This window comes from Streptomyces sp. NPDC054872 (genome assembly GCF_053610705.1).
In genome coordinates this window covers 162,259-187,039 of sequence record NZ_JBSGYY010000010.1, presented here as the reverse complement: position 1 = coordinate 187,039, position 24,781 = coordinate 162,259, and the positions used below count along the sequence as shown (strand labels likewise).

At 69.6% G+C, this 24,781-nt stretch carries 18 protein-coding genes; 7 read left to right on the top strand and 11 right to left on the bottom strand.

The window, feature by feature from the left end:
* Positions 1-63: 63 nt before the first annotated feature.
* Positions 64-501, top strand: a complete 438-nt coding sequence (locus ACWGIH_RS14980) for an SsgA family sporulation/cell division regulator (RefSeq protein ID WP_453449150.1) — start codon at positions 64-66, stop codon at positions 499-501.
* 82 nt (positions 502-583) lie between these two features.
* Here ACWGIH_RS14980 and ACWGIH_RS14975 read toward each other — a convergent pair whose 3' ends face one another.
* Entirely contained in the window at positions 584-2,008 is a 1,425-nt protein-coding gene (locus ACWGIH_RS14975; protein WP_453449151.1) for a YibE/F family protein, read from the bottom strand.
* A gap of 219 nt (positions 2,009-2,227) precedes the next feature.
* Here ACWGIH_RS14975 and thiC point away from each other — a divergent pair, with 219 nt between their 5' ends.
* On the top strand, positions 2,228-4,009 hold the full coding sequence (thiC, locus tag ACWGIH_RS14970) for a phosphomethylpyrimidine synthase ThiC (protein WP_453449152.1): 1,782 nt from the start codon (positions 2,228-2,230) through the stop codon (positions 4,007-4,009).
* Between the two features lie 111 nt (positions 4,010-4,120).
* On the opposite strand, the gene ACWGIH_RS14965 is transcribed toward thiC, so the two are convergent.
* The 3 genes from ACWGIH_RS14965 to ACWGIH_RS14955 form a co-directional block, all read right to left on the bottom strand.
* On the bottom strand, positions 4,121-4,993 hold the full coding sequence (locus tag ACWGIH_RS14965; protein ID WP_453449153.1) for a hypothetical protein: 873 nt from the start codon (positions 4,991-4,993) through the stop codon (positions 4,121-4,123).
* 181 nt (positions 4,994-5,174) lie between these two features.
* Positions 5,175-6,275 carry a metallophosphoesterase gene (locus tag ACWGIH_RS14960; protein ID WP_453449213.1) on the bottom strand — a complete coding sequence of 367 codons (1,101 nt, stop codon included), beginning with the start codon at positions 6,273-6,275 and terminating at the stop codon, positions 5,175-5,177.
* Positions 6,276-6,532: 257 nt separating this feature from the next.
* On the bottom strand, positions 6,533-7,654 hold the full coding sequence (locus ACWGIH_RS14955) for a LacI family DNA-binding transcriptional regulator (RefSeq protein WP_453449154.1): 1,122 nt from the start codon (positions 7,652-7,654) through the stop codon (positions 6,533-6,535).
* 377 nt (positions 7,655-8,031) lie between these two features.
* Between ACWGIH_RS14955 and hisC the strand changes: the two genes are divergently transcribed.
* The 5 genes from hisC (at position 8,032) to ACWGIH_RS14930 (ending at position 17,297) form a co-directional block, all read left to right on the top strand.
* Positions 8,032-9,111, top strand: coding sequence for a histidinol-phosphate transaminase (gene hisC / locus ACWGIH_RS14950; RefSeq protein ID WP_453449155.1), 1,080 nt, complete (start codon positions 8,032-8,034; stop codon positions 9,109-9,111).
* A 221-nt stretch (positions 9,112-9,332) separates the two neighbouring features.
* Positions 9,333-10,871, top strand: coding sequence for a cytochrome ubiquinol oxidase subunit I (locus ACWGIH_RS14945; protein ID WP_453449156.1), 1,539 nt, complete (start codon positions 9,333-9,335; stop codon positions 10,869-10,871).
* A 14-nt stretch (positions 10,872-10,885) separates the two neighbouring features.
* Entirely contained in the window at positions 10,886-11,890 is a 1,005-nt protein-coding gene (gene cydB / locus ACWGIH_RS14940; protein ID WP_451219585.1) for a cytochrome d ubiquinol oxidase subunit II, read from the top strand.
* A gap of 66 nt (positions 11,891-11,956) precedes the next feature.
* Positions 11,957-15,469 (top strand): thiol reductant ABC exporter subunit CydD, encoded by a 3,513-nt coding sequence (cydD, locus tag ACWGIH_RS14935; protein WP_453449157.1) that lies wholly within the window; start codon positions 11,957-11,959, stop codon positions 15,467-15,469.
* Positions 15,470-15,617: 148 nt separating this feature from the next.
* Positions 15,618-17,297: a GAF domain-containing sensor histidine kinase gene (locus ACWGIH_RS14930; protein ID WP_453449214.1), complete on the top strand. Its 1,680-nt coding sequence runs from the start codon at positions 15,618-15,620 to the stop codon at positions 17,295-17,297.
* Between the two features lie 169 nt (positions 17,298-17,466).
* Here the strand turns inward: ACWGIH_RS14930 and ACWGIH_RS14925 are convergent, their stop codons facing one another.
* From ACWGIH_RS14925 to ACWGIH_RS14895, 7 genes are all read right to left on the bottom strand, one after another.
* On the bottom strand, positions 17,467-18,342 hold the full coding sequence (locus ACWGIH_RS14925) for a Cof-type HAD-IIB family hydrolase (protein WP_453449158.1): 876 nt from the start codon (positions 18,340-18,342) through the stop codon (positions 17,467-17,469).
* 85 nt (positions 18,343-18,427) lie between these two features.
* On the bottom strand, positions 18,428-19,351 hold the full coding sequence (locus tag ACWGIH_RS14920; RefSeq protein ID WP_453449159.1) for an LLM class flavin-dependent oxidoreductase: 924 nt from the start codon (positions 19,349-19,351) through the stop codon (positions 18,428-18,430).
* Positions 19,352-19,420: 69 nt separating this feature from the next.
* On the bottom strand, positions 19,421-19,999 hold the full coding sequence (locus ACWGIH_RS14915) for an RNA 2'-phosphotransferase (RefSeq protein WP_453449160.1): 579 nt from the start codon (positions 19,997-19,999) through the stop codon (positions 19,421-19,423).
* A 150-nt stretch (positions 20,000-20,149) separates the two neighbouring features.
* Complete coding sequence (locus tag ACWGIH_RS14910) at positions 20,150-21,133, bottom strand: MerR family transcriptional regulator (protein ID WP_453449161.1); 984 nt, start codon at positions 21,131-21,133, stop codon at positions 20,150-20,152.
* Positions 21,134-21,159: 26 nt separating this feature from the next.
* Positions 21,160-22,092 (bottom strand): metal-dependent hydrolase, encoded by a 933-nt coding sequence (locus ACWGIH_RS14905; RefSeq protein WP_453449162.1) that lies wholly within the window; start codon positions 22,090-22,092, stop codon positions 21,160-21,162.
* A complete protein-coding gene (locus ACWGIH_RS14900) occupies positions 22,089-23,870 on the bottom strand; it encodes an SDR family oxidoreductase (RefSeq protein WP_453449163.1) in 1,782 nt (593 codons plus the stop codon). The genes ACWGIH_RS14905 and ACWGIH_RS14900 overlap by 4 nt, the downstream gene beginning before the upstream one ends.
* Entirely contained in the window at positions 23,867-24,718 is an 852-nt protein-coding gene (locus tag ACWGIH_RS14895; RefSeq protein WP_453449164.1) for a M24 family metallopeptidase, read from the bottom strand. Before ACWGIH_RS14895 ends, ACWGIH_RS14900 begins: the two co-directional genes overlap by 4 nt.
* Positions 24,719-24,781 lie beyond the last annotated feature (63 nt).

The following is a 24,781-nucleotide window of genomic DNA, read 5'->3' as shown; positions in this document are numbered from 1 at the left end:
TGCCATGAGTGTCAGGGAGTTGGTTCCTGGCCAGTCGAGCTTTAGCGACGGGGTAGGCGGGCGATGCGCGAGTCGGTCCAGGCAGAGGTCATGATGAGCTTCCTAGTTTCCGAGGAGTTGTCGTTTCGCATCCCCGTGGAGCTGCGTTATGAGACCGGCGATCCTTACGCCGTCCGGTTGACCTTCCACCTCCCCGGAGACGCACCCGTCACCTGGGCCTTCGGTCGCGAGCTGCTGGTCGACGGCGTGGGCGGGGCGTGCGGGGACGGGGACGTGCACATCGCCCCCACCGATCCCGAGCTGCTCGACGACGTGCTCATCCGGCTCCAGGTCGGTTCGGACCAGGCGCTGTTCCGGGTGGGGATTCCGCCCCTGCTCGCCTTCCTCGACCGTACGGACAAGCTGGTTCCGCTGGGGCAGGAGCGGACACTCGCCGACTTCGAGACACACCTGGACGAGGCGCTGGACCGGATCCTCGCCGAGGAGCAGAGCGCGGGCTGACATCCGCGGACCAAGAGACGCAGCCGTACGGCAGATTGGTGCATTTCGTGGCATCTGCCGCCACGGCCCGGGGTATCGCCGCTCAGGCCTTGCGGCGGCGGCCCTTTCCGCCGCGGCCCTGCTTGGGGGCGGGGGCGGCACGGGTGGCGCCGTTCCCGTGCGCGTCGGCAACTCCCGAAGGGACTGTGGCCCCCGGGTGGTTCGCGCCTCCCGTGCGGCCGGTGGGGGCCGTACGGTCGGCCGAGACCACCAGGGCCGCGAGCGCCGTCGTCACCGGCACCGAGGCGACCAGGCCGATCGAGCCGACCAGGGTGCGCACGATCTCCTCGGCGACCAGCTCGCTGTTGGCCACCGTGCCCACGCTGCTCTGGGCGATGGAGAAGAGCAGCAGCAGCGGCAGCGCGGCGCCCGCGTAGGCCAGGACCAGGGTGTTGACGACCGAGGCGATGTGGTCGCGGCCGATCCGGATGGCGGCGCCGTACAGACCGCGCCAGCCCATCGTGGGATTGGCCTGATGCAGTTCCCAGACCGCGGACGTCTGCGTGACCGTCACGTCGTCGAGCACGCCGAGGGAGCCGATGATGACGCCGGCGAGCAGCAGGCCGCTCATGTCGATGGACGGGTACAGGCCGTGGATCAGGCCGGTGTTGTCGTCCGTGTTGCCGGTCAGCGAGGCCCAGCCGATGAAGAGCGAACCGAGGAGGCCGATCAGGAGAAGGGAGATCAGGGTGCCGAGGACCGCGACCGACGTACGCGCGGTGAGGCCGTGGCACAGATAGAGCGCGATCAGCATGATGGCGCTGGCCCCGATCACCGCCACCACCAGCGGGTTCGAGCCCTGCAGGATCGCGGGCAGGATGAAGAACGTCAGGACCAGGAAGCTCAACGCCAGCGCGACCAGGGCCATGACGCCGCGCAGCCGCCCCACCGCGACGACGACGAGCGCGAAGATCCCGGCGAGCAGCGCCATGGGGAGCTTCCGGTTCACGTCGGTGACCGAGTACTGCAGCGCCTCGGGGGCCGTGGGCTCGTAGGCCACCACCACTTGCTGGCCCTGGCGCAACTGTCGCGGTGAGTCCGGCTGGACGATCTCGGTGAAGGTGCGGCCCTTGTCCTTCCCGCTGGTCACCTCGATCGTCGCCTTCTTGCAGACGCCCTTCGCGCGGGACTGGGCGGACTGGCCCTCGGCGGTGGAGGTGTCGCCGTTGGGCGGGGTCTGGGAGGCGTTCACGTCCTTGCAGGGAAGCTCCTGCAGCTTCGTCACCTCGGCCGACTGCGTCTGCCGGTCGAAGCCGACTCCGGTGCGCTCATGGCCTGGCGCGCCACCGGGCCACAGCACCACGAGGCCCACGACCACCGCCGTGGCGAAAGGAATCAGCACGGCGGCGATGACCTTGCGCAGATGCTTCGACACCGGCGCGGCCGGACCATGGCTGTGGGAGTGCCCGTGCGGGTCCGGAGGACGGTTCGGGACGGGCGGTTGGGACGGCGGCTGTGTGGTGGTCACTGCCCGATCATCGCAAGAACGGAGAGGGCCCTCTGTTCAGCGCGCCCGACATGACGCTAGCGTGGAGCCACCTTTGCAATCGCGGGAGCTCGGAGCACCGGGCTGAGAGGGCGCTGACCTCCGTACGAATCGGCACAAGAAGTGCACGAACAGTACGGAATCCGCTGCGTCGACCGCCGAACCTGTTACCGGGTAATGCCGGCGTAGGGAGTAGGTCTCATGACCACATCGGACGCACGCACGCCTGCCTCGACGCAGAACCAGGGCGACGAGGCCGGGAAGTCCATCGGCTGGCACAAGGCGTATGTCGAGGGCTCGCGCCCCGATCTGCGGGTGCCGGTCCGACAGGTGCACCTCACCAACGGCAAGGCCGTGACCCTCTACGACACTTCGGGGCCGTACACCGACGAGTCCATCGACACCGACGTCCGCAGGGGCCTCGCGCCGCTGCGCGAGAACTGGATCATCGCCCGCGGCGACACCGAGGAGTACACGGGCCGCCCGCCCCGCCCCGAGGACGACGGCATCAAGCACACCTCGCCGCGCGGAGGCCTGAAGAACCTCGACGCGGTCTTCCCCGGCCGCCCGCGCCAGCCGCGCCGGGGCCGCGGCGGCCAGGCGGTGACGCAGCTCGCGTACGCCCGCCGGGGCGAGATCACGCCTGAGATGGAGTTCATCGGGATCCGCGAGAACCTCGACCCCGAGGTCGTGCGCGCGGAGGTCGCCGCGGGCCGCGCGGTGATCCCCGCCAACGTCAACCACCCGGAGATCGAGCCGATGATCATCGGCAAGAAGTTCCTGGTGAAGGTCAACGCCAACATCGGCAACTCCGCGGTCACCTCCTCCATCGAGGAGGAGGTGGACAAGATGACCTGGGCGACCAAGTGGGGCGCCGACACGGTCATGGACCTGTCCACCGGCCGCAACATCCACACGACCCGCGAGTGGGTCCTGCGCAACTCCCCCGTGCCCATCGGCACCGTGCCGCTCTACCAGGCCCTGGAGAAGGTCGACGGCCAGGCCGAGGCGCTGACCTGGGAGATCTACAAGGACACGGTCATCGAGCAGGCCGAACAGGGCGTGGACTACATGACGGTGCACGCGGGCGTGCGCCTTCCGTACGTCCCGCTGACCGCCAACCGCAAGACCGGCATCGTCTCGCGCGGCGGCTCGATCATGGCGGCCTGGTGTCTCGCGCACCACAAGGAGAGCTTCCTCTACGAGAACTTCGAGGAGCTCTGCGACATCCTCGCCTCGTACGACGTGACGTACTCCCTCGGCGACGGACTGCGGCCCGGATCGATCGCGGACGCCAACGACGAGGCGCAGTTCGCCGAGTTGCGCACCCTCGGGGAACTCAACACGATCGCCAAGCGTCACAACGTACAGACGATGATCGAGGGTCCGGGCCATGTCCCGATGCACAAGATCAAGGAGAACATCGACCTTCAGCAGGAGATCTGCGAGGAGGCGCCGTTCTACACGCTCGGCCCGCTGACCACCGACATCGCGCCCGCGTACGACCACATCACCTCCGGCATCGGCGCCGCGATGATCGGCTGGTGGGGCACGGCGATGCTCTGCTACGTCACGCCCAAGGAGCACCTGGGCCTGCCCAACCGCGACGACGTGAAGACCGGCGTCATCACGTACAAGATCGCGGCGCACGCGGCGGACCTCGCCAAGGGGCACCCGGGCGCGCAGGACTGGGACGACGCGCTCTCGGACGCCCGCTTCGAGTTCCGCTGGGAGGACCAGTTCAACCTGGCCCTCGACCCGGTCACGGCACGCGAGTTCCACGACGAGACGCTGCCGGCGGAGCCCGCGAAGACAGCGCACTTCTGCTCGATGTGCGGGCCGAAGTTCTGCAGCATGAAGATCTCGCACGACATCCGGCGTGAGCACGGCGGCACGCAGGACGAGATCGAGGCCGGAATGGACCAGAAGTCCAAGGAGTTCGCGGCAGCAGGAAACCGCGTGTACCTGCCCATCGCCGACTGAGCGATGACGCGCGTCGTGCTTCGGGCGGGCACTGTGTCCGCCCGAAGCAGGTCGCGTACTCCTGCGCAATGGCGCCTGTATGACGCCGGTACGGCACCGGAATGGCGTGTTCTAGTCCGGCTTGTGGTCGGGACCGCCGAAGTCCGGGCTCGAGAAGTCCGGACTTGAGTAACTCGGGCGCGGTCCCGCCGCCGGGCCGCCCTCCGGGCTGCTGAACCCCGGCCTGTTGTAGCCGAGTTGGGGCATGCGGCTGCCGGGGTCCGACGGTGTACGAGCCGCGTGCGCCGGCCCCGGGTCCGCGAGCGCCTCCCGCAGGAACGGCAGGACGCCACGCTCCATCAGTGCCTCGCCCCAGGCTTCCCTGGCGCGAACCACCTCCTCGTTCCGTTCTCCGTACGGACCGGCCTGGAGCGACGTGGCGCCGTTGCGCAGGGCGGTCAGGAGCAGGCCGATCGCGGCGACCAGGATGCCCCCTGCGGTGAGCGCGCCGAACAGCCACCCCGCGGTGAGCAGGGTTTCCGCGAAGGCGGGCTCGGGGTTGAGCATCTTCAGGATGTAACCGACGAGCAGGAAGATCGCGGCGGCCGCCCCGGCGAGGACCGGTGCGAGCACCGCGACGACGGCGATGGCCCCCGCCCCTGAAGCCTGTGCGGTGACCTCCCCCATCGTGGTGGCGAGACCGAGGCCTCCGGAGCCGGCTTCCGCCGGACCCTCGGTGCTCCGCTCCCGGATGGATGGTGCGGCAGATCCGCTTTCGCGCAGTTCCTCGCGGACCTTCACATAGTGCGTGTACTCGGTTGTGGCGGCGGCAGTGATCAGCGCAGTGGCGTTCAGGGCCATGGTGCGCAGCTGCTCGGGATTGAGCCGCTCGCCCACTGCGGCGAGATCAGGACGATTTGGTGCCGTGCGCAGCGCCTCATCGAGGATCCGCTCGTACTCGGGGCGGTCCTCATTGAGCAGGTGTGGAGCGCTGTTCATGTGCATCCCCCGATGCTCCGTAGGGCTTGGGGCTCGCATGGGTGCGAGCCGTCGGGCAGAAACGGAGGGGAGCCTGCTACGGATAAGCCGATGGTAGAGCCGTGAAGGCACGCGGTGACAGGGGGTTTCCAGAAATAGACCCCCTGGCCAGCGTGATCCTGTAGTGGTGCGCCTGCCCGGCGAACGCTCAGTTATCCAGGGGCAGTTGGCAGACCAGCAGTTTTCCGGCCATGGTCACGCCGCCGTCCATGGCGATGGCCAGTCCGCCTGCGTAGATGTGGGGGCCCTCGATGACCGGACCGCCGCCGTCCGAGTCATCCTCGGAGCCGACATCGCCGAGCAGATACGGGATGGGGCTGTGGCCATGCACGACGCGGTGGCCGCCGTACATGTCGAGGAGTTCGCGTACGGCGGAGGGGCCCGACTCGTCGCGGAAGGCGAAGCGCTTGGTGAACTTCCTGAAGAGGTCCCAGCACTCGTCCGCGTCGTTGCGCGTGAGGGCCTCGCGGACCGTGTCGTTCACGGCTTCGATCGAGTCGCCGTAATCCAGATAGGCGGTCGTGTCGGAGTGCATCAGGAGATGCCCGTCCTCCGACTCGATCGCGTCGAGGCGGGCCATCCACTGCAGATGGTGGTCCTCCAAGCGCTCCATGTCGGTCTTCTGGCCGCCGTTCAGGAGCCAGGCGGCCTGGAAGGTGGCCGTACCGGCGCCGGAATTGACCGGGGTGTCCCCGAACCGCTTCGCGCCGAGCAGGAGCAGCTCGTGGTTGCCCATGAGCGCCTTGCAGTAGCCGCCCGCGGCCGCCGCCTGAGCGGACAGGCGCATCACGAGGTCGATGACGCCGATGCCGTCCGGGCCGCGGTCGGTGAAGTCGCCGAGGAACCACAGGCGCGCGTTGCCCGCGGACCAGTCGCCTTCGGCGTCGATGAGGCCCTGCTCCTGGAGCGCGGCGAGCAGCTCGTCCAGATAGCCGTGCACGTCGCCCACCACGAACAGCGGGCCGTGTTCGTCGGACGCCGGTGCCTGCGGAGGCTCGGGCATGGCCTGCACCTCCACTTGCACGGTGTCTGTGCGGTTGATGACCGGCAGGTCGCGCTGGGTGGGGGTGTAGCCGTCATCCAGCGACCCGGGGGCCTCCCCGGGGGCGCCCGGAACCGCCACGCCCGCCGGGTCCCCCTGGACCGGACCGGTCTCGTGGACGTACGCCGGAACGCGGAAGTCGCGCAACGTCGCCGTCCGCACATCGGGTCCCTGACCGGCCCCCTGAGTCATCGACCCCTCCACCACCATTGCGCCGCATCTGCACCGAGATCGGACTGCCTGGTCGCAGCGGCCCGCGGTGTCGTCCGCCCATCATAGGAATGCGGCTCGCGCTGTGTGGTGCACCAGGGGTGGTGAATCAGTGCTGAACCCCAGTTCACCGAGGTTTTCTCCCGAATTGGGTAGGGGTTTCCCCCCAGGCCACGGCCGGGATGCGCCAGGCAGTGCTGGTTGACGGCCGGACGACGGCCGATTGACGGGGTTCTCCCCGCCGGGCGGCCCGCTCAACCGGTTCCCGGTGAGCGGGGTGGGCTGACCGTCGTACGCGGTGGACGTCGCTCGGACGAGGTGCGCACGATCAGCTCCGTCGGTATCACCTGCTCGACGGGACGGCCCGAATCCAGACCTTCGATGGCGTCGATGAGGAGTTGGACGACGGCCGTGCCGATGCGACGGGGTTTGAGCGAGAGCGTGGTGATGGGCGGTTCGGTGGTGGCGTAGACCGTGGACTCGCTGCAGCACACGAGCAGCAGGTCGTCCGGGACGCGCAGTCCGTACCGGCGGGCGGCCGCGAGGAGATCGGTGCCGTTCGGGTCGAAGAGGCCGTACACGGCGTCGGGGCGGTCGGGCCGGGCGAGCAGCCGGTCGGCCGCGACCGCGCCGGCACACGGGTCGTGGGCCGGGTAGGACTCGTAGACCGGGTCCTGACCGACGCGCTCGCACCAGCGCAGATAGGCGGTGGTGGACAGATGGGTGTACGTGTCCGTGGTGGTCCCGGTGAGCAGCCCGATCCGGCGGGCTCCGGCCGCCGCGAGGTGGTCGAGGATCCCGAGGACCGCCGCTTCGTGGTCGTTGTCGACCCAGGCGGTGACCGGGAGGGACCCGGCAGGACGGCCGTCGGACACGACGGGTAGGCCCTGGCGCACCAGTTCGCTGACGACGGGATCGTGGTCGGACGGATCGACGACGACGGTGCCGTCGAGCGCGACGTTCGACCACACGTCGACCGGGCTGCGCCGGGAGGTGGCGGGAAGGATGACAAGGGCGTAGCCGCGGGCCAGCGCGGCCGAGGTCGCGGCTCTGGCCATCTCCGCGAAGTACGCGAATTCGGTGAAGGTGAAAGGTTCATCCCCGTAGGTCGTCACGGTCAGGCCGATGAGGCCCGACTTGCCGGTACGGAGCGTTCGGGCCGCCGCGGAAGGGCGATAGCCCAGCCGTTCGGCGACCTCGCGGACATGGCGTCGGGTGGCGTCCGGAAGCCGGCCCTTGCCGTTGAGAGCGTCGGAGACAGTCGTGATGGAGACACCGGCTGCTGCGGCGACGTCTCTGATGCCCGCTCGGCTCTGCCGGTTGCCCCGGCGGGCGGTCTCCGCTCGGCTCACCTGGTGGTTCCCTGCTGCTGTCATGGCGAGCCGATAGTAGGGCTCATGAGGGTGGGTAGGGCGGACGCATATTCACTCGTTGACAGGCACGTTTCTGCATGATCAAACCGGGTCAACAGCCTTTGATTGCGTGGGAGTTGACTCTACTTTGGGTGGACGGTCCCTTGTCGCCGTGCACAGGCCTGCCAAATGAGCGATGTCTCGAAGAGGTCTCAACTCACCTTCACGGGTGATGCGCGCCACGGAGTGAGCCACGGGCGCGCGCTGGAGAAGGGAGCGCTCCCCCCTCGTCGTGCGCCCGGAGGAGTGGATACCGCTGACCCATTCGCAGCAGAGCTGAATCCTCATAAGGTGAGGAGTATTGAAGTCAGGGTGTTCAGGTGTTCAAGAGGAGGACTGCGGTGAGCGAGACGAGCCCGAGGCTGCGTGCCGAGCTGGAGGGTATCCCCACCTACAAGCCGGGGAAGCCCGCAGCGGCCGACGGCCCGGTGGCCTACAAGCTGTCCTCGAACGAGAACCCCTACCCGCCCCTGCCGGGCGTCATGGAGAGCGCGCTCGCTGCCGCCGGCGCGTTCAACCGCTACCCCGACATGGCGTGCACGAGCCTGATGAGCGAGCTCGCCGAGCGCTTCGGGGTGCCGGTGCCCCACGTGGCGACGGGCACCGGTTCCGTCGGTGTGGCGCAGCAGCTGATCCAGGCCACGTCCGGTCCGGGGGACGAGGTGATCTACGCCTGGCGGTCCTTCGAGGCGTACCCGATCATCACGCAGGTGAGCGGGGCCACGTCGGTCAAGGTGCCGCTGACGCCGGGGGACGTCCACGACCTGGACGCGATGGCCGACGCCATCACCGACCGGACGCGGCTGATCTTCGTCTGCAACCCGAACAACCCGACCGGCACCGTGGTCCGCAGGGCCGAGCTGGAACGATTCCTCGACCGGGTGCCGAGCGATGTCCTCGTCGTCCTCGACGAGGCCTACCGCGAGTTCATCCGCGACCCCGAGGTGCCGGACGGCGTCGAGATCTACCGCGAGCGTCCGAACGTCGCCGTGCTGCGCACGTTCTCCAAGGCGTACGGGCTCGCGGGGCTGCGCGTCGGCTTCGCGATCGCCCATGAACCGGTGGCGGCCGCTCTGCGCAAGACGGCGGTGCCCTTCGGGGTGAGCCAGCTCGCGCAGGACGCCGCGGTGGCCTCGCTGCGGGCCGAGGACGAGCTGATGGGCCGTGTCGGCTCGCTGGTGGCCGAGCGCACGCGGGTGGTCGAGACGCTGCGGGGGCAGGGCTGGACGGTGCCCGAGACGCAGGCGAACTTCGTGTGGCTGCGGCTCGGGGAGCGTACGACCGACTTCGCGGCGGCGTGCGAGAAGGCCGGCGTGGTCGTGCGGCCGTTCGCGGGCGAGGGGATGCGGGCCACGATCGGGGAGACCGAGGCCAACGACATCTTCCTGCACGCCGCGGAGGCGTTCCGCAAGGAGCTGTAGCCTCCGCCGATGTCGCGGCGCAAGGGCCCCGGGGTTTTCCCCTGGGGCCCTTGCGCGTGTTCCGCCCGGTAAGGGGACCCCCCTTCACGTTCCGACAGTCAGTACGACATAATGCTTGTGAATGTGAACGCGTTCACAAGCGTGTCCCGGTTCCTCCGAAGATCGGAGGGATTAAAGGGGGCAAACTGCCGATGTGATCACGGCCGTAAGGAGAAGTCGACGTGGACCTGGCTCTGGCGCCGGAGACCCTGGCGCGATGGCAGTTCGGCATCACCACCGTCTACCACTTCCTGTTCGTCCCTCTGACGATCTCGCTGGCCGCCCTCACGGCGATCCTGGAGACGGCTTGGGTGCGCACGGGCAAGGAGCACTACCTCAGGGCGACCAAGTTCTGGGGAAAGCTGTTCCTGATCAACATCGCGATGGGTGTCGTCACCGGCATCGTCCAGGAGTTCCAGTTCGGCATGAACTGGTCCGACTACTCGCGCTTCGTCGGTGACGTCTTCGGGGCGCCGCTCGCCTTCGAGGCCCTGATCGCCTTCTTCTTCGAGTCGACCTTCATCGGCCTGTGGATCTTCGGCTGGGACAAGCTCCCGAAGAAGCTGCACTGCGCCACGATCTGGATCGTCTCTGCCGGAACCATCGCGTCGGCGTACTTCATCATCGCGGCCAACGCCTTCATGCAGCACCCGGTCGGCTACCGGATCGTGGAGCGGGACGGCACCGAGCGCGCGGAGCTCACCGACTTCTCGAAGGTGCTCTTCCAGGAGACGACGCTGGTCAACTTCTTCCACGTCATCTCGGCGGCCGTCCTGGTCGGCGGCGCCTTCATGACCGGCATCGCGATCTTCCACCTCCGTAAGAAGCAGCACATCCGCACCATGCGGATGTCGATGCGGCTCGGTCTGGTCACCGCGTTCGTCGGCACCCTGCTCACCGTGGTCAGTGCCGACACCCTCGGCAAGGTCATGTACGAGCAGCAGCCGATGAAGATGTCGGCCGCCGAGGCGCTGTGGGAGTCGGAGAAGCCGGCGCCGTTCTCGCTCTTCGCGTACGGCGATGTCTCCGAGGGCCACAACAAGGTCGCCATCGAGGTCCCCGGGATACTGTCCTTCCTCGCCAAGAACAACTTCAGCGCCGAGATTCCCGGCATCAACGACCTGAACAAGGAAGCGCAGGAGAAGTACGGGCCCGGCGACTACCGGCCCAACATCCCCACCGCCTACTGGTCCTACCGCTGGATGATCGGCTTCGGCGGGGTCTCGATGGCCCTGTGCACCGCCGGCCTCTGGCTCACGCGGAAGAAGTTCTGGCTCGCTCCGGAGCACCGTACGGGCGCGGACGACGTGCCGAAGCTGATGCTCACCAAGAACAAGGAGCTGGCGCCCAAGCTCGGCAACTGGTGGTGGCGGCTCTCCCAGTGGACGCTGATCTTCCCCCTCATCGGCACCGCCTGGGGCTGGATCTTCACCGAGACCGGGCGGCAGCCCTGGGTCGTCTACGGAGTCCTGAAGACCCAGGACGCGGTCTCGCCGGGGGTTTCCCAGGGTGAGGTGATCACTTCGCTGGTCGTGTTCACCGCGATCTACGCGATCCTCGCCGTGATCGAGGTGAAGCTGCTGCTCAAGTACATCAAGGCGGGTCCGCCCGAGCTCACCGAGGCCGACCTCAACCCACCCACCAAGATCGGCGGCCCCGGATCGGGATCGGGTTCCGATGACGACGCCGACGCCGACCGGCCCATGGCCTTCTCGTACTGAGGGAGTTGATCGACATGGAACTTCACGACGTCTGGTTCGTGCTGATCGCAGTCCTGTGGATCGGCTACTTCTTCCTGGAGGGCTTCGACTTCGGGATCGGCATCCTCACCAAGCTTCTCGCCCGTGACCGGACCGAGAAGCGGGTCCTCATCAACACCATCGGCCCCGTCTGGGACGGCAACGAGGTGTGGCTGCTCACGGCGGGCGGCGCGACCTTCGCCGCCTTCCCCGAGTGGTACGCCACGCTCTTCTCGGGCTTCTACCTGCCGCTCCTGATCATCCTGCTCTGCCTGATCGTGCGGGGTGTCGCCTTCGAGTACCGGGCGAAGAGGCCCGAGGAGAAGTGGCAGCGCAACTGGGAGCAAGCCATCTTCTGGACCTCGCTGATCCCGGCGGTGATGTGGGGCGTGGCCTTCGCCAACATCACGCGCGGCGTGAAGATCGACGCGCACAAGGAGTACGTGGGCAACTTCTGGGACCTGCTGAACCCGTACGGGATCCTGGGCGGCCTGGTCACCCTGACGCTGTTCACCTTCCACGGCGCGGTCTTCGCCTCGCTCAAGACGGTGGGGGACATCCGGATGCGGGCGCGGAAGCTGGCGCTCGGGCTCGGCCTGGTGACCGCTGTCCTGGCGCTCGGATTCCTGCTCTGGACGCAGGCGGACAACGGCGACGGCAAGAGCCTGGTCGCGATGGTCGTGGCCGTGGTCGCGCTGGTCGGCGCCATCGGGGCGATCAAGATGGGGCGCGAGGGCTGGTCGTTCGCGCTGTCGGGCATCACGATCGCGGCCGCCGTCGCGATGCTCTTCCTGACGCTGTTCCCGAACGTCATGCCGTCGTCGCTGAACGAGGAGTGGAGCCTCACGGTCACCAACGCCTCGTCGAGTCCCTACACCCTGAAGATCATGACCTGGTGCGCGGGCATCGCGACGCCGATCGTGCTGCTCTACCAGTCGTGGACCTACTGGGTGTTCCGCAAGCGGATCGGTACGCAGCACATCGCGGATGCCGCGCACTGAGTGCTTGTCCTTGATCCCTGAGTTCTTCGGCAGTCTTCTTCCGGTCCCTCGGAGGGTGTGTTTCACGTGAAACCAATCGACCCGCGTCTGCTCCGGTACGCCCGCGCCACTCGGTTCTTCCTGGCCGCGGTGGTGGTTCTCGGCGTCGCCGGGGCGGGCCTGGTCGTCGCCCAGGCGATGCTCATCGCAGAGATCGTGGTCGGGGCCTTCCAGAAGGGGCTCGCCCTCGGTGACCTCCGGACGCCGATCGTCCTGCTCGTGGTCGTCGCGGCGGGGCGGGCGTTCGTCGCCTGGCTGACCGAACTCGCCGCTCACCGGGCGAGCGCCGCCGTGAAGTCGGAACTGCGGGGGCGGCTCCTCGACCGGGCGGGGCAGTTGGGTCCGGGCTGGCTCAGCGGGCAGCGGACGGGCTCGCTGGTGTCGCTGGCCACGCGAGGCGTGGACGCGCTCGACGACTACTTCTCGCGCTATCTGCCGCAGTTGGGGCTCGCGGTGGTGGTTCCGGTGGCGGTGCTCGCGCGGATCGTCACCGAGGACTGGGTGTCGGCGGCGATCATCCTCGTGACGCTGCCACTGATCCCCGTCTTCATGATCCTGATCGGCATGGCGACCCAGAACCGGATGGACCGTCAGTGGCGGCTCCTCTCGCGTCTGTCGGGACACTTCCTGGACGTGGTGGCGGGACTGCCGACCCTGAAGGTGTTCGGGCGCGCCAAGGCGCAGGCCGAGTCGATCCGGCAGATCACGGGTGAGTACCGGCAGGCGACGATGCGTACGCTGCGCATCGCCTTCCTGTCGTCCTTCGCGCTCGAACTCCTCGCGACCCTGTCGGTGGCGCTGGTCGCCGTGACCATCGGGATGCGGCTCGTCCACGGCGACATGGATCTGTACGTGGGCCTGGTGATCCTGATCCTCGCGCCCGAGGCCTATCTGCCGCTGCGTCAGGTGGGGGCGCAGTACCACGCGGCGGCGGAGGGGCTCTCCGCCGCCGAGGAGATCTTCGAGGTTCTGGAGGCTCCGGTACGGGTCGCGGGGGAAGCCGCGGCGCCTTCGGGGACGCTGAACGTGGAGGGCGTGACGGTCCGGTATCCGGGGCGGTCCTCGGACGCGGTCTCCGGGGTGTCGTTCGCGGTGGAGCCCGGTGAGACCGTGGCTCTGGTCGGGCCGAGCGGGGTGGGCAAGTCGACGCTGCTCGACGTGATCCTCGGGTTCGTCGAACCTGCCGAGGGGCGGGTGCGCGTCGGGGGCGTCGACCTGGCCGAGGTCGCGCCGGAGCGGTGGCGGGAGCGGATCGCCTGGGTCCCGCAGCGGCCGCACCTGTACGCCGGGTCCATCGCGGAGAACGTACGCCTTGCGCGGCCGGACGCGGACGACGCTTCCGTGCGGGACGCGTTGGAGTCCGCGGGGGCCTGGGAGTTCGTGTCCGCGCTGCCGGGTGGTGTGGAGACGCCGCTCGGGGAAGACGGCGCGGGTCTGTCCGCCGGGCAGCGGCAGCGGCTCGCCCTGGCGCGGGCGTTCCTGGCCGACCGGCCCGTGGTCCTGCTGGATGAGCCGACCGCCGCCCTGGACGGGGAGACCGAGGCCGGGGTGGTCGAGGCGGTGCGGCGGCTGGCCGTGGGGCGGACCATGCTGCTCGTCGTGCACCGGCCGGCGTTGCTGGCGGTGGCGGACCGGATCGTACGGCTGGGCGAACCCGTGCGGCGTGGGCTGGCCGGGACGGCGCTCCCGCGGGCGGCGGCGGACGCGGCGGTGGGCGACGGAAACTTGGGGCACCCGGACGCGCAGGACACCCCGGTGGACGCGTACGAGAGCCCCCGACCGAAGAGCGAGGTCCTTGCCCGGGTGCGGAGTGCCGCGCAGGCACGCAAGGGCAAGCTCGCGCTCGCCCTGCTCCTGGGCGCTCTGGCGATCGGCAGCTCCGTAGGGCTGATGGCCACCTCCGGGTACCTGATCAGCCGGGCGTCGGAACAGCCGCCGGTGATGTACCTGATGATCGCGGTGACGGCGACCCGCGCCTTCGGCATGGGCCGCGCCGTCTTCCGCTACGCGGAGCGCCTCGTCTCGCACGACGCGGTCCTGCGGATGCTGGCCGATACCCGCGTGGCCGTCTACCGGCGCCTTGAGCGCCTCGCCCCCGCCGGGCTCAGGAAGACCCGCCGCGGCGACCTGCTCTCCCGCCTGGTCGCCGACGTGGACGCCCTGCAGGACTACTGGCTGCGCTGGCTTCTGCCCGCGTCGGCCGCCGCTGTGGTGGGCGCCGGAGCGGTCGGCTTCACCGCCTGGCTGCTGCCCGAGGCCGGAGCTGTCCTCGCCGTCGGTCTGCTCCTCGCCGGGGTGGGCGTACCGCTGCTCTCCGGAGCCGTCGCCCGGCGGGCGGAGCGCAAGCTCGCCCCCGCGCGCGGGGCGCTGGCCACCCGCGTGGCCGATCTGCTCACCGGCACCGCCGAGTTGACGGTCGCGGGTGCGCTGACCAGGCGCACGGCCAAGGCGAAGGAAGCCGATGCCGAGCTGACCCGGATCGCGTCGCGGACCGCCACGGCCACCGCGCTCGGCGACGGGCTCGGCGCGCTCGCCACCGGGCTCACCGTGGCCGCCGCCGCTGTCGTCGGAGTACAGGCGCTGCACGACGGCAGGCTCAGCGGCGTCGCGCTCGCCGTGGTTGTCCTCACCCCGCTCGCCGCCTTCGAGGCGGTCCTGGGGCTGCCGCTCGCCGTGCAGTACCGCCAGCGCGTCAGGAAGAGCGCCGAGCGCGTCTACGAGGTCCTCGACGCCCCCGAACCCGTACCCGAGCCCGCCGAGCCCGTACAGCGCCCGCAGACGCCCTTCCCACTCCGTGTCGAGGGACTGCGCGCCCGGTACGAGGGACAGGACCGGGACGCGCTCGCGGGCGTCGGCCTGACCCTGGAGCGCGGGAAGCGCATCGCGGTGGTCGGCCCCTCGGGTTCCGGCAAGACGACGCTCGCCCAGGTGCTGCTGCGCTTCCTCGGGGCGAGCGAGGGGACGTACAGCCTGGGCGGCACGGACGCGGCCACGCTGGACGGCGACACCGTGCGTGAACTCGTCGGGCTGTGCGCGCAGGACGCGCACATCTTCGACAGCTCCGTACGCGAGAACCTGCTCATCGCGCGGAAGGGTGCCACCGACGACGACCTGCGGGGCGCCCTCGCGCGGGCCCGGCTCCTCGAATGGGCCGACTCGCTCCCGGACGGACTCGACACCCTGGTCGGCGAGCACGGAGCCCGTCTCTCCGGAGGTCAGCGCCAGCGCATCGCCCTGGCCCGCGCGCTGCTCGCGGACTTCCCCGTCCTCGTCCTCGACGAGCCGGCCGAACATCTCGACCTGCCGACCGCCGACGCCCTCACCGATGATCTCCTCGTCGCCACCGAAGGCCGTACGACGCTGCTCATCACGCACCGGCTCGCCGGGCTCGACGCGGTGGATGAGGTGATCGTCCTGGACGCGGGACAGGTGGTGCAGCGCGGTGTGTACGCGGACCTCGTGCTGGTGGACGGGCCGCTGCGGCGCATGCTGGAACGTGAGCGGGCGGCCGATCTGCTGATGACGGCCGCCGGGCGGTAGCGGGGAGCGCGGGGTCCGTTCCGGGCCCTGCGTCCAGCTCGGGGCAGGCCCCGACTTTCCTCGCCAAATAGGACTAACTACTCTCAAAGGCATGTCAGCCCCTTCGGCCTCCGCCGCCTCTCCGCAACCCGACGGCTCATCGGACGCCATGGAGGCCGCGAAGAAGGCCACCCGCAGCCTGCAGGGGCTCTCCCCCGAGCTCACCGCGCGCGTGCCGCAGCTCCTGGAGGCGATGCGCTCCGTCGGCGCCGGGCTCGAACTGCACACCACGCTCGACCGCATCTGTGAGACGGCGGCCGAGCTCGCGGACGCCCACTACGCGGCGATCGGCGTCGTCTCCGAAGACGGCAAGGGGCTCTCCGACTTCGTCCACGTCGGTATCGGCGAGGAGACGGCCGAGCGGATCGGGCGGCTGCCCGACGGGCACAAGGGGCTCCTCGGCGCCCTCATCCACCAGCCGGAGACCCTGCGCCTCGCGGACCTCTCCGCCGACCCGCGCTCGTGCGGCTTTCCGGCCCACCACCCGCCCATGCGCACCTTCCTCGGCGTCCCCATCCGCGTCCAGGGCGAGATCTTCGGCAACCTCTACCTGACCGAGAAGCGCGGCGGTGCCGACTTCAACGAGTACGACGTGCACATGGTCCGCGTCCTCGCGACGGAGGCGGGCATCGCCATCGGCAACGCCCGCCTCTACGAAGCCGCCATGCAGCGCGAACGCTGGATCGACGGCTCCGTGGCGGTCACCACGGCACTGCTCTCGGGCAGCGACGCGGAGGAGGCGCTCGCCGTCGTGGCCGAACAGGCCCGCCATCTCGCCGACTCGGCCGCCGGGATCGTGCTCCTGCCCGACGAGGAGGGCGGCATGGAGATCGTCGCCGTCTCCTCGGACGAACCCTCCGGGGTGCTCGGCGTGGTCGTCCCTCCGGAGAGCCGCATCATCACCGATCTGCTCGCCGGGGACTCCGTGTTCCTGGACGACGCGGCCACCGACCCGCGCGTCATGACCGACCTGGCCCGCGGCTACGGACCCGTCATGATGCTGCCGCTGCAGAGCGACGGCCGCGTCATGGGGACGCTCGTCACGCCACGCGCGCGTGGCGCCCGGCCGTTCAGCGAGACCGAGCGGACCCTCGCCACCCAGTTCGCCTCGCAGGCCGCGCTCGCGCTGATGATGGCCGAGGCGCAGCGCGACCGTGAACGGCTCGCGGTGTACGAGGACCGCGACCGGATCGCACGGGACCTGCACGACCTCGTGATCCAGCGCCTGTTCGCCACCGGGATGATGCTGGAGAGCGCGCAGCGCAGGTCCGTCGTGCCCGAGGTGCAGACGGGTGTGGGCAAGGCCGTCGACGAGCTGGACGTGACGATCCAGGAGATCCGGACGGCGATCTTCGCCTTGCAGCAGGGCCCGGCCGAGGCTCCTTCGGGGCTGCGTACGCGAGTTCTTCGCGAGATCAACATGGCCGCGGTGCCGCTCGGCTTCAAGCCCACGCACCACTTCGTGGGACCCGTTGACACCGTGGTCGGTGAACTCACCGGCAAGAACCTCATCGCGGCCCTGCGCGAGGCGCTGTCCAACGCGTTCCGGCACGCGCGGGCCGATCGCATCGACGTCGTCGTCGACGCGACGGTGATCCTGCCCGACGGGCAGCAGGGCGTACGTCTGACGGTCTCGGACGACGGGGTCGGCATCGCGAAGGGCGGCCGGCGCAGCGGCCTGAAGAACCTCAAGAGGCGTGCGGAGTCGCTCGGCGGGGACAGTTGGTACGGGCCCGGCATCGGCGAGGACGGCGGGGGCACGGCCGTGGTGTGGCAGGCGCCGTACTAGGAGGGGCGGGGCCCCTGCTCGGCCTTACCGAAGTGGGCTGTTCGGGGCATCGGGGTGCCCCAGGTGCACGAGTGGGGCAGGACCCGGCCACTCGACGGGGCCGCACCCGCACTTCGAGGTGCGGCTCACGCCGTATCCGGGGCCCGGGCCCCACCCCCCCTCCGCGCTGCTACAGATCCTGCTGCTGGTCCCGCTGCTCGCTCAGGATCCGTTCGATGACGACCGCGACGCCGTCCTCGTTGTTGGCGACCGTGCGGCCCGAAGCGGCGGCGAGCACGTCCGGGTGTGCGTTGCCCATCGCGAACGACGTGCCCGCCCAGGTCAGCATCTCGATGTCGTTCGGCATGTCCCCGAAGGCGACGACCTCCGCGGGCGTGATGCCGCGCTCGGCGCAGCACAGCTCCAGCGTGCTGGCCTTGGACACTCCCGGACCGCTGATCTCCAGCAGGGCGCTCGGGCTCGACCGGGTGATCTCGACCTGGCCGCGCACGGCCTCGCGGGCCACGACCAGGAAGTCGTCGGGCGCGATCTCGGGGTGGAAGGCGAGAACCTTCAGGATGGGCTGGGTCGCGTTCTCGGAGTCCTCGGCGAGCAGCTTCTCCGCGGGGGCGATGCTCTCGCCGGGCTCCAGGTGCAGGGGCGGGTACGTCGGCTCGTGGTGCAGTCCGCCGGTCCGCTCGACCGCGAAGGACGTGCCGGGGGCAGCCGCGCGCAGCAGCCGGACGACGTCGAGCGCGTCCTCGCGCCCCAGCTCACGCACCTTCACGAAGCGATGGCCGCCCGACCCGTCGTGCAGGTCGACCACGGCTGCGCCGTTGCCGCAGATGGCGAGGCCGTGGCCATGCACGTGCGCGCTGACGACGTCCATCCAGCGTGCCGGGCGTCCGGTCACGAAGAAGACCTCGATCCCGGCCCGCTCGGCGGCGGCGAGCGCGGCGACGGTGCGATCGGACACGGATTTGTCGTCACGAAGGAGAGTGCCGTCCAGGTCCGTGGCGATCAGCCGGGCCTTGGGCCGGTGGGGGGCGGATGCGGCCGGGGTCATGGGCCGTGGGGTAGCTGAGGTCACGCCATCGATTGTCCCGCATCTGCCTGCACGGGCGTGCGCTGGGGCGCACATCTGAGTGCCTTTATGCCCCTGCTGTGCTGTCTCCCAGCTGCACCAGCGCCTCCGTGGCGATCCGCTCGAAGATCTTCTCGTCGGCCGCGAAATCGGTTCCGGGCAGCGGCCAGTGCAGCACGATCTCGTTGAAGCCCAGCTCAGCGTGGTTGCCGGCGAAGTCGACGAACGCGTCGAAGGAATCGAGGGGGCGGTCCGGGGTGAAGCCGGTGAGCAGGATCTTGTCGAGCTCGGCGACGTCCCGGCCGATCGCGTCGCAGGCCGCGGCCAGCTTGTCGGCCTGTCCGCGGATGGCTTGAAGTGATTGCTCCGGGGTGCCGTTCTCGAAGAGTTTGGGGTCGCCCGTGGTCACCCACGCCTGCCCGTGGCGCGCGGCGAGCTTCAGGCCGCGCGGTCCGGTGGCGGCGACCGCGAAGGGAAGGCGGGGCCGCTGGACGCAGCCCGGGATGTTGCGCACCTCGGACGCGGAGTAGTGCTCGCCCTCGTACGAGACGACGTCCTCGGTGAGGAGGCGGTCGAGCAGCGGCAGGAACTCGCCGAAGTGATCGGCCCGTTCGCGCGGGGTCCAGGGCTCCTCGCCCGCCTTGAGCAGCGCGGTGGCGTCGAAGCCGTTGCCGCCCGCGCCGATGCCGAGGGTGATCCGGCCGTCGGACACGTCGTCCAGCGTGATCAGGTCCTTGGCGAGGGTCACCGGGTGCCGGAAGTTCGGGGAGGTGACCAGGGTGCCGAGGCGCAGCCTGTCGGTGGCGGCCGCGGCGGCGGTCAGGGTCGGCACCGCGCCGAACCAGGGACCGTCGCGGAAGGTCCGCCAGGAGAGGTGGTCATAGGTGTACGCGGTGTGGAAACCCAGCTCCTCGGCCCGCTGCCAGCGCTCCTTGCCCCCCTCGTGCCAGCGGCGGACGGGCAGGATCACGGTGCTCAGACGCAAACTCATGTAGCAGAGCGTATGCCCCCGGAAACCGCGTCCTTGCAGCTCGCCCGGCCGGAGGGGTGTCCGGCCGGGTCAGTGGCCGGTCGGGAAGCGGAGATACCCCGGGGGCACGGCGGCGGTGAGCCAGACGCCGTTGGCGCTGACCTGGAAGACATGCCCGTCACGGTGCATCGCGCCCGCGTCGACGGAGAGAACGACGGGCCGTCCGCGACGGGCGCCGACGCGGGTGGCGGTCTCGCGGTCGGGCGACAGGTGCACGGCGTGACGGTTCATGGGCCGCAGGCCTTCGGCGCGGATCGCGGCGACGCTGTGGGCCACCGTGCCGTGGAAGAGATACGCGGGCGGGGGCGCCGGAGGCAGATTCAGGTCGACGTCGACGGAGTGACCCTGGCTGGCGCGGATCCGGCCGCCCGCCACGGCGAAGCGCTGTTTGTCGTTCACGGCCACCACGTGCTCGAGCTCTGCGCGGGTGAAACGGAAACCGTGGGCCGCGGCTGCCGCGACCAGGGCGTCGATCTCCACCCATCCGTTCTCGTCGAGTGTGAGTCCGATTCTCTCCGGCTGATGGCGCAGGTGCCTGGAAAGGTATTTCGACACCTTCACGGTGCGCCGCTCGGCCGCCGCGTCGGCGGAGGGTGCTTCTCCATTCATCCGTTCAGCCTCGCGCCGAACCGTTCTTCTCGCACTCGATTTTCGTCCACCGACTTTTCATCCGCTACTTTTCGTCCACAGGTTTGATCCACAACCAAGTCCAGTTATCCACAGGGGAATTGGCGATTCTGTGGACAACACCCAGTCAAATTAAGCCTTTTGATCAACAGATCCCGCATTGGGCCGACTTGCGGCGAGTGCGTCCAATGTCCTGGCCTGTACCTCGCGTTCAGCGGCCGCTGCCACGAACGCCGCTGCGTTCTCCCGGCCAACCAGCGCCTCCACGGCCCGCATTGTCGCCGAGGGCAGTGCCACCGGAAGCGGCTCATTCGTACGGTGGGCCGGCTGTCCCGAGGCGAGGTGGTGCTGGAGGTGGCGCGTGGCGAACAGGCGCATGGCACGGGCGAGTTCAGCGTCGACCGATTGCTGGGCCAGCGGCCTCAGGCGCCGGACGAGAGCGGCAGCTTCCGCCGCATCCGCCTCGCTCGGCGGATGCTGACCGAGGTAGCGCGCGAAGACATGCTCGGTGGTGAACTCCAGGAAACGGGCGGCTATGTGCTCGACCTGACCCCTCAACTCCCGCAAATGACCCGAGATCGCGGACAGCGGAACTCCGGCGGCATGCAACTCCACTGCCACCGCCAGCTCTTGGGGGCTCGGCACGAGGAATTCGTCGTCCCGCCCGGGCACGGGCTCCAGCACGCCGAGGGCGATCGCGTCGGCCACCGCGGCCTCGTCCGGTTCTCCGCCGAACGCCGCGTCCAGCTCCGCCCGGGTCATCCGGTCGGCCTTCTCGTCCGTCCACGGGCCACCGACCTCGGCTGCGAGGCCCAGGACGCCGCCGAGCCCCCGGCCCGCGTCCCAGGCCTCGAGCAGCTCCTTGATGGAGGCCAGGGTGTAACCCCTGTCGAGCAGGTCGGCTATCTGTCTCAACCGGGCCAGGTGCGTGTCGCCGTACACATTGGCCCGGCCGCGCCGCTCGGGCCGGGGGAGCAGGCCGCGGTCCTGGTAGGCGCGGATCGTGCGGACCGTGGCGCCGCTGTGGTGCGCCAGGTCCTCGATGCGGTACTCGGCCGGCCTGTGCCCGGCGCCGTGATCCACGAGCCCCTGCCCGGCGTCCGACTGCTCGTCCACGCTCCCCGCCTCCGTAAACCCTCGTGCTAGGCGATGGCCGCTCGGCCGACCGCAGCGGCCGCGGCCCGTGCCGCGGGTGACTCCGTCAGATATTCGACGGCCTTGCGCAGCGAGCCTTCCTGCGAGGGATGGTACGACCGCCGCAGATAGCGGGGTATGGCCGTGCCGATCTCCCGCCACGTGGGCAGCAGGCCCTTCCTGACGGCCTTGTTGTGCTCCGCCAGGGAGTAGCGGAGGCGCCCCGCGAGCTGGGGGTCCCTGCGCATCAGATAGGCGGTGCCCCAGACCCACAGGTACAGCATCACGGGCGCCGTGACCGTCATGCCCGCGATGCGGCGGGCATAGCGGGGCAGGCCTTCGCCGCCGCAGTGCTGATACATGTCGAAGGCGACCGAGCGGTGCTCCACCTCCTCCGCGCCGTGCCAGCGCAACAGGTCGAGCATGACCTCGTCGGCATCCGCGCGGTCCAACCCCTCGGCGTGCAGCACCCAGTTCCCCAGGACCGCCGTGAACTGCTCGATCGCCGCGACGACCGCGAGGCGGAACCGCAGCCACTCCTGCGTCGGTATCGGAGCGCCCAACGGCGGTGCCTCGCCGAGGAGTTTTTCGAAGAGGAAATCGACGTACCTGGTGAACCCGGCGGTGTCGAGCCGCTGTGCCGCCAGGTGGTCCAGCACATGTGCGTGCTGCACGCTGTGCGTGGCCTCCTGGCCCATGAAGCCCTTGACGTCCTTCAGCAGCACCGGATCGGTGACCAAGGGCAGGCCTTCCTTGAAGACCTTCACGAACCACCGCTCCCCCGCGGGGAGAAGCAGATGCAGCACGTTGATCACGTGGGTGGCGGTGGGCTCGTCCGGTATCCAGTGCAGCGGGGTCCGCTCCCAGTCGAACGAAACCCGGCGCGGAACGATCGTGTAGTGCTCCTCGGTGTTCGTGCCGGTGCTTTTCTCCGTGCTCACAGCGGCGGCTCCAATCGGGCTATCGCACGCAGGGCCTTGGGCGTGAAGCGGGACATGAGGTGGGCGCCACGGGCCTCCGGGGTGACCGGCACCACGGCCTGGTTCTTGACGACCGCGCGCAGGATCGCGTCCGCGACCTTCTCCGGGGGGTAGTTCCGCAGGCCGTACAGGCGCGAGGTCTTCTTCTGGCGGCGCTTCTCCTCCTCGGCGTCGACGCCGGCGAAGTGCGTGGTCGCCGTGATGTTCGTGTTCACGAAGCCCGGGCATATCGCGGAGACCCCGATGCCCTGCCCCGCCAGCTCCGCGCGCAGGCACTCGCTGAGCATCAGGACAGCGGCCTTGGAGGTGCTGTAGGCGGGCAGGGCCTTGGACGGCTGATACGCCGCCGCGGACGCGGTGTTGACGATGTGGCCGCCCTGGCCGCGCTCCGCCATCTGTTTGCCGAAGAGCCGGCAGCCGTGGATCACGCCCCACAGATTGACGTCGAGGACCTTCTTCCAGTCCTCGGCGCTCGTGTCGAGGAACGAGCCGGAAAGGCCGATCCCCGCGTTGTTCACCAGGACGTCGACGATGCCGTACTCCCTGGCGACCTTCTCGGCGAGCTTCTCCATGGCTTGCTCGTCGGCGACGTCGACCGTCTCGCCCCAGGCCTCGGGGGCGCCGATCAGACGCGACATCTCCGCCGTGCGGGCCGCGCTCTCCGCATCCCGGTCGACGGCCACGACGCGTGCGCCCGCCTCGGCGAACGCGAAGGCTGTGGCGCGGCCGATGCCGCTGCCCGCCCCGGTGACCAGGACCAGCTGGCCGCCGAAGCGATCGGCGTGCTTCCCCGTGGCCACGCTGTCGTTCGCGGGCACTCCGTCCTCGTTCGACGTGACGAAGTCGGTGATCCAGCAAGCCAGTTGATCGGGGCGTGTGCGCGGCACCCAGTGCTTGGCCGGGATGCTGCGGCGCACCAACTCCGGGGCCCACAGCTCCAGCTCGTCGTAGAGCCACTCCGACAGGAACATGTCCCCGGACGGCGTGATGAGCTGGACGGGGGCGTGCGCGTACGCGTCGGCGCGGGGCCTGCGCATCCGGGCGCGGACGTTGTCGCGGTAGAGCCAGGCTCCGTGCGCCGCGTCCGAGGGCAGCGACGACGTCGGGTAGTCGCCCGCAGGCACCTTCTCCATGCGCTGGAGGATCTTCGGCCACTGCTTGCCGAGCGGCCCGCGCCAGGCGAGCTCGGGGAGCACCGGGGTGTGCAGCATGTACACGTACCAGGACTTGGCGCCCTGGCCGAGGAGCTGGCCGACCCTGCGGGGCGTGGGGCGGGTCATCCGCTTCTTGATCCAGTGCCCGAAGTGGTCGAGCGAGGGCCCTGACATCGAGGTGAAGGACGCGATGCGCCCCTCGGTGCGCTTGACCGTGACGAACTCCCAGGACTGCACCGATCCCCAGTCGTGACCGACCAGGTGCACCGGCTTGTCCGGGCTCACCGCGTCGGCGACGGCCAGGAAGTCGTCGGTCAGCTTCTCCAGCGTGAAGCCGCCGCGCAGCGGCTGCGGAGCCGTCGACCTGCCGTGGCCACGCACGTCGTACAGCACGACGTGGAAGCGGTCGGCGAGGCGCTCGGCCACCTCCGACCAGACCTCCTTGGAGTCCGGGTAGCCGTGCACGAGCAGCACCGTGGGCTGCGTCGGGTCGCCGAGCTCGGCGACGCACAGCTCCACCCCGCCCGTGCGCACCCGGCGCTCGCGGGCGCCCTTGATCCCCTTGGTGTTTCCTCCCGTGGTCATGCGGCGGCCCTCTCCTCAGCCCAGCGCCGCACATGCGGCAGATCGTCGTCCAGCCAGAACGCGCTCTGTTCGGGGTCCCTGGAGTCGGTGACGACCAGGATTTCCTCGAACTTCGCGCCCGTACCCCTGAATCCGAGGTGCGGTTCGACCGCCCAGAGCCCCTTCTGGGGCGGGTGGTCGGAGAATTTGTACGGCGACCAGAGCGGCGACCAGCCGTCCCGGTGGCCGTGGATCGCGTCGCTCGCGAGGCCCTTCAGGGACTGCGTGCCGAAGCCGAAGACGTGCGGCGACAGCCGGCGCTCCTTGACCCGGTCGACCTTGTGCGCGATGACGCCGAAGGGATACGCGCGATGACGATTCGCGTAGCCCTGGCGCACCATGAGCCGGTCCACGTCCTCATAGATCTCGCGCAGCGGGCGGCGCTCGCGCACCTCGCGCAGGATCAGCTCGCGGTGTGCCTCGAGGTCGGCGAGCAGCTTGTCGTGCACGGGATTGAGACCGAGGCAGCCCGAGTAGCCGATGTCCGCCGTGCAGCCCTTGTAGACCGGGGCCATGTCGAGGATGAAGGGCATCCCCGGCTCGAGCCGGCGGTTGGTGGGGAAGAACTGCAGCGGAATGCGGAAGTTCGCGAACGCCGTGCGGTCCCCGAACCAGGCGAAGGGCAGGTGGAACCAGTCCCGCACACCCCGCTCGCGCAGCCAGTCACGCTGCATCCGAGCCGCCTCGCGCTCGGTCACCCCCGGCCTGAGCTGCGCCGCGACTGCCTCCGCGCACTCATACGCGAGGGTCTGCACTTCCCTGAACCCCCGCAGCTCCGCGGAGAGTTCACCTGCCACTGCTGAGGTCATGCCACCGTCCGTCCGTGTCCGGTCCATCGCAGTACGCGTCCGTAACTTGACACTGATGAATGT

What these genes read in the sequence shown, in the direction of transcription:
- ACWGIH_RS14930 (WP_453449214.1), top strand. Translation starts at nt 15,618, where the DNA reads ATGGAGGCCGCGAAGAAGGCCACCCGCAGCCTGCAGGGGCTCTCCCCC.
- ACWGIH_RS14915 (WP_453449160.1), bottom strand. Translation starts at nt 19,999, where the DNA reads ATGAATGGAGAAGCACCCTCCGCCGACGCGGCGGCCGAGCGGCGCACC.
- ACWGIH_RS14900 (WP_453449163.1), bottom strand. Translation starts at nt 23,870, where the DNA reads ATGACCACGGGAGGAAACACCAAGGGGATCAAGGGCGCCCGCGAGCGC.
- ACWGIH_RS14925 (WP_453449158.1), bottom strand. Translation starts at nt 18,342, where the DNA reads ATGACCCCGGCCGCATCCGCCCCCCACCGGCCCAAGGCCCGGCTGATC.
- cydB (WP_451219585.1), top strand. Translation starts at nt 10,886, where the DNA reads ATGGAACTTCACGACGTCTGGTTCGTGCTGATCGCAGTCCTGTGGATC.
- ACWGIH_RS14965 (WP_453449153.1), bottom strand. Translation starts at nt 4,993, where the DNA reads ATGCACATGAACAGCGCTCCACACCTGCTCAATGAGGACCGCCCCGAG.
- ACWGIH_RS14955 (WP_453449154.1), bottom strand. Translation starts at nt 7,654, where the DNA reads ATGACAGCAGCAGGGAACCACCAGGTGAGCCGAGCGGAGACCGCCCGC.
- thiC (WP_453449152.1), top strand. Translation starts at nt 2,228, where the DNA reads ATGACCACATCGGACGCACGCACGCCTGCCTCGACGCAGAACCAGGGC.
- ACWGIH_RS14895 (WP_453449164.1), bottom strand. Translation starts at nt 24,718, where the DNA reads ATGACCTCAGCAGTGGCAGGTGAACTCTCCGCGGAGCTGCGGGGGTTC.
- ACWGIH_RS14920 (WP_453449159.1), bottom strand. Translation starts at nt 19,351, where the DNA reads ATGAGTTTGCGTCTGAGCACCGTGATCCTGCCCGTCCGCCGCTGGCAC.
- ACWGIH_RS14980 (WP_453449150.1), top strand. Translation starts at nt 64, where the DNA reads ATGCGCGAGTCGGTCCAGGCAGAGGTCATGATGAGCTTCCTAGTTTCC.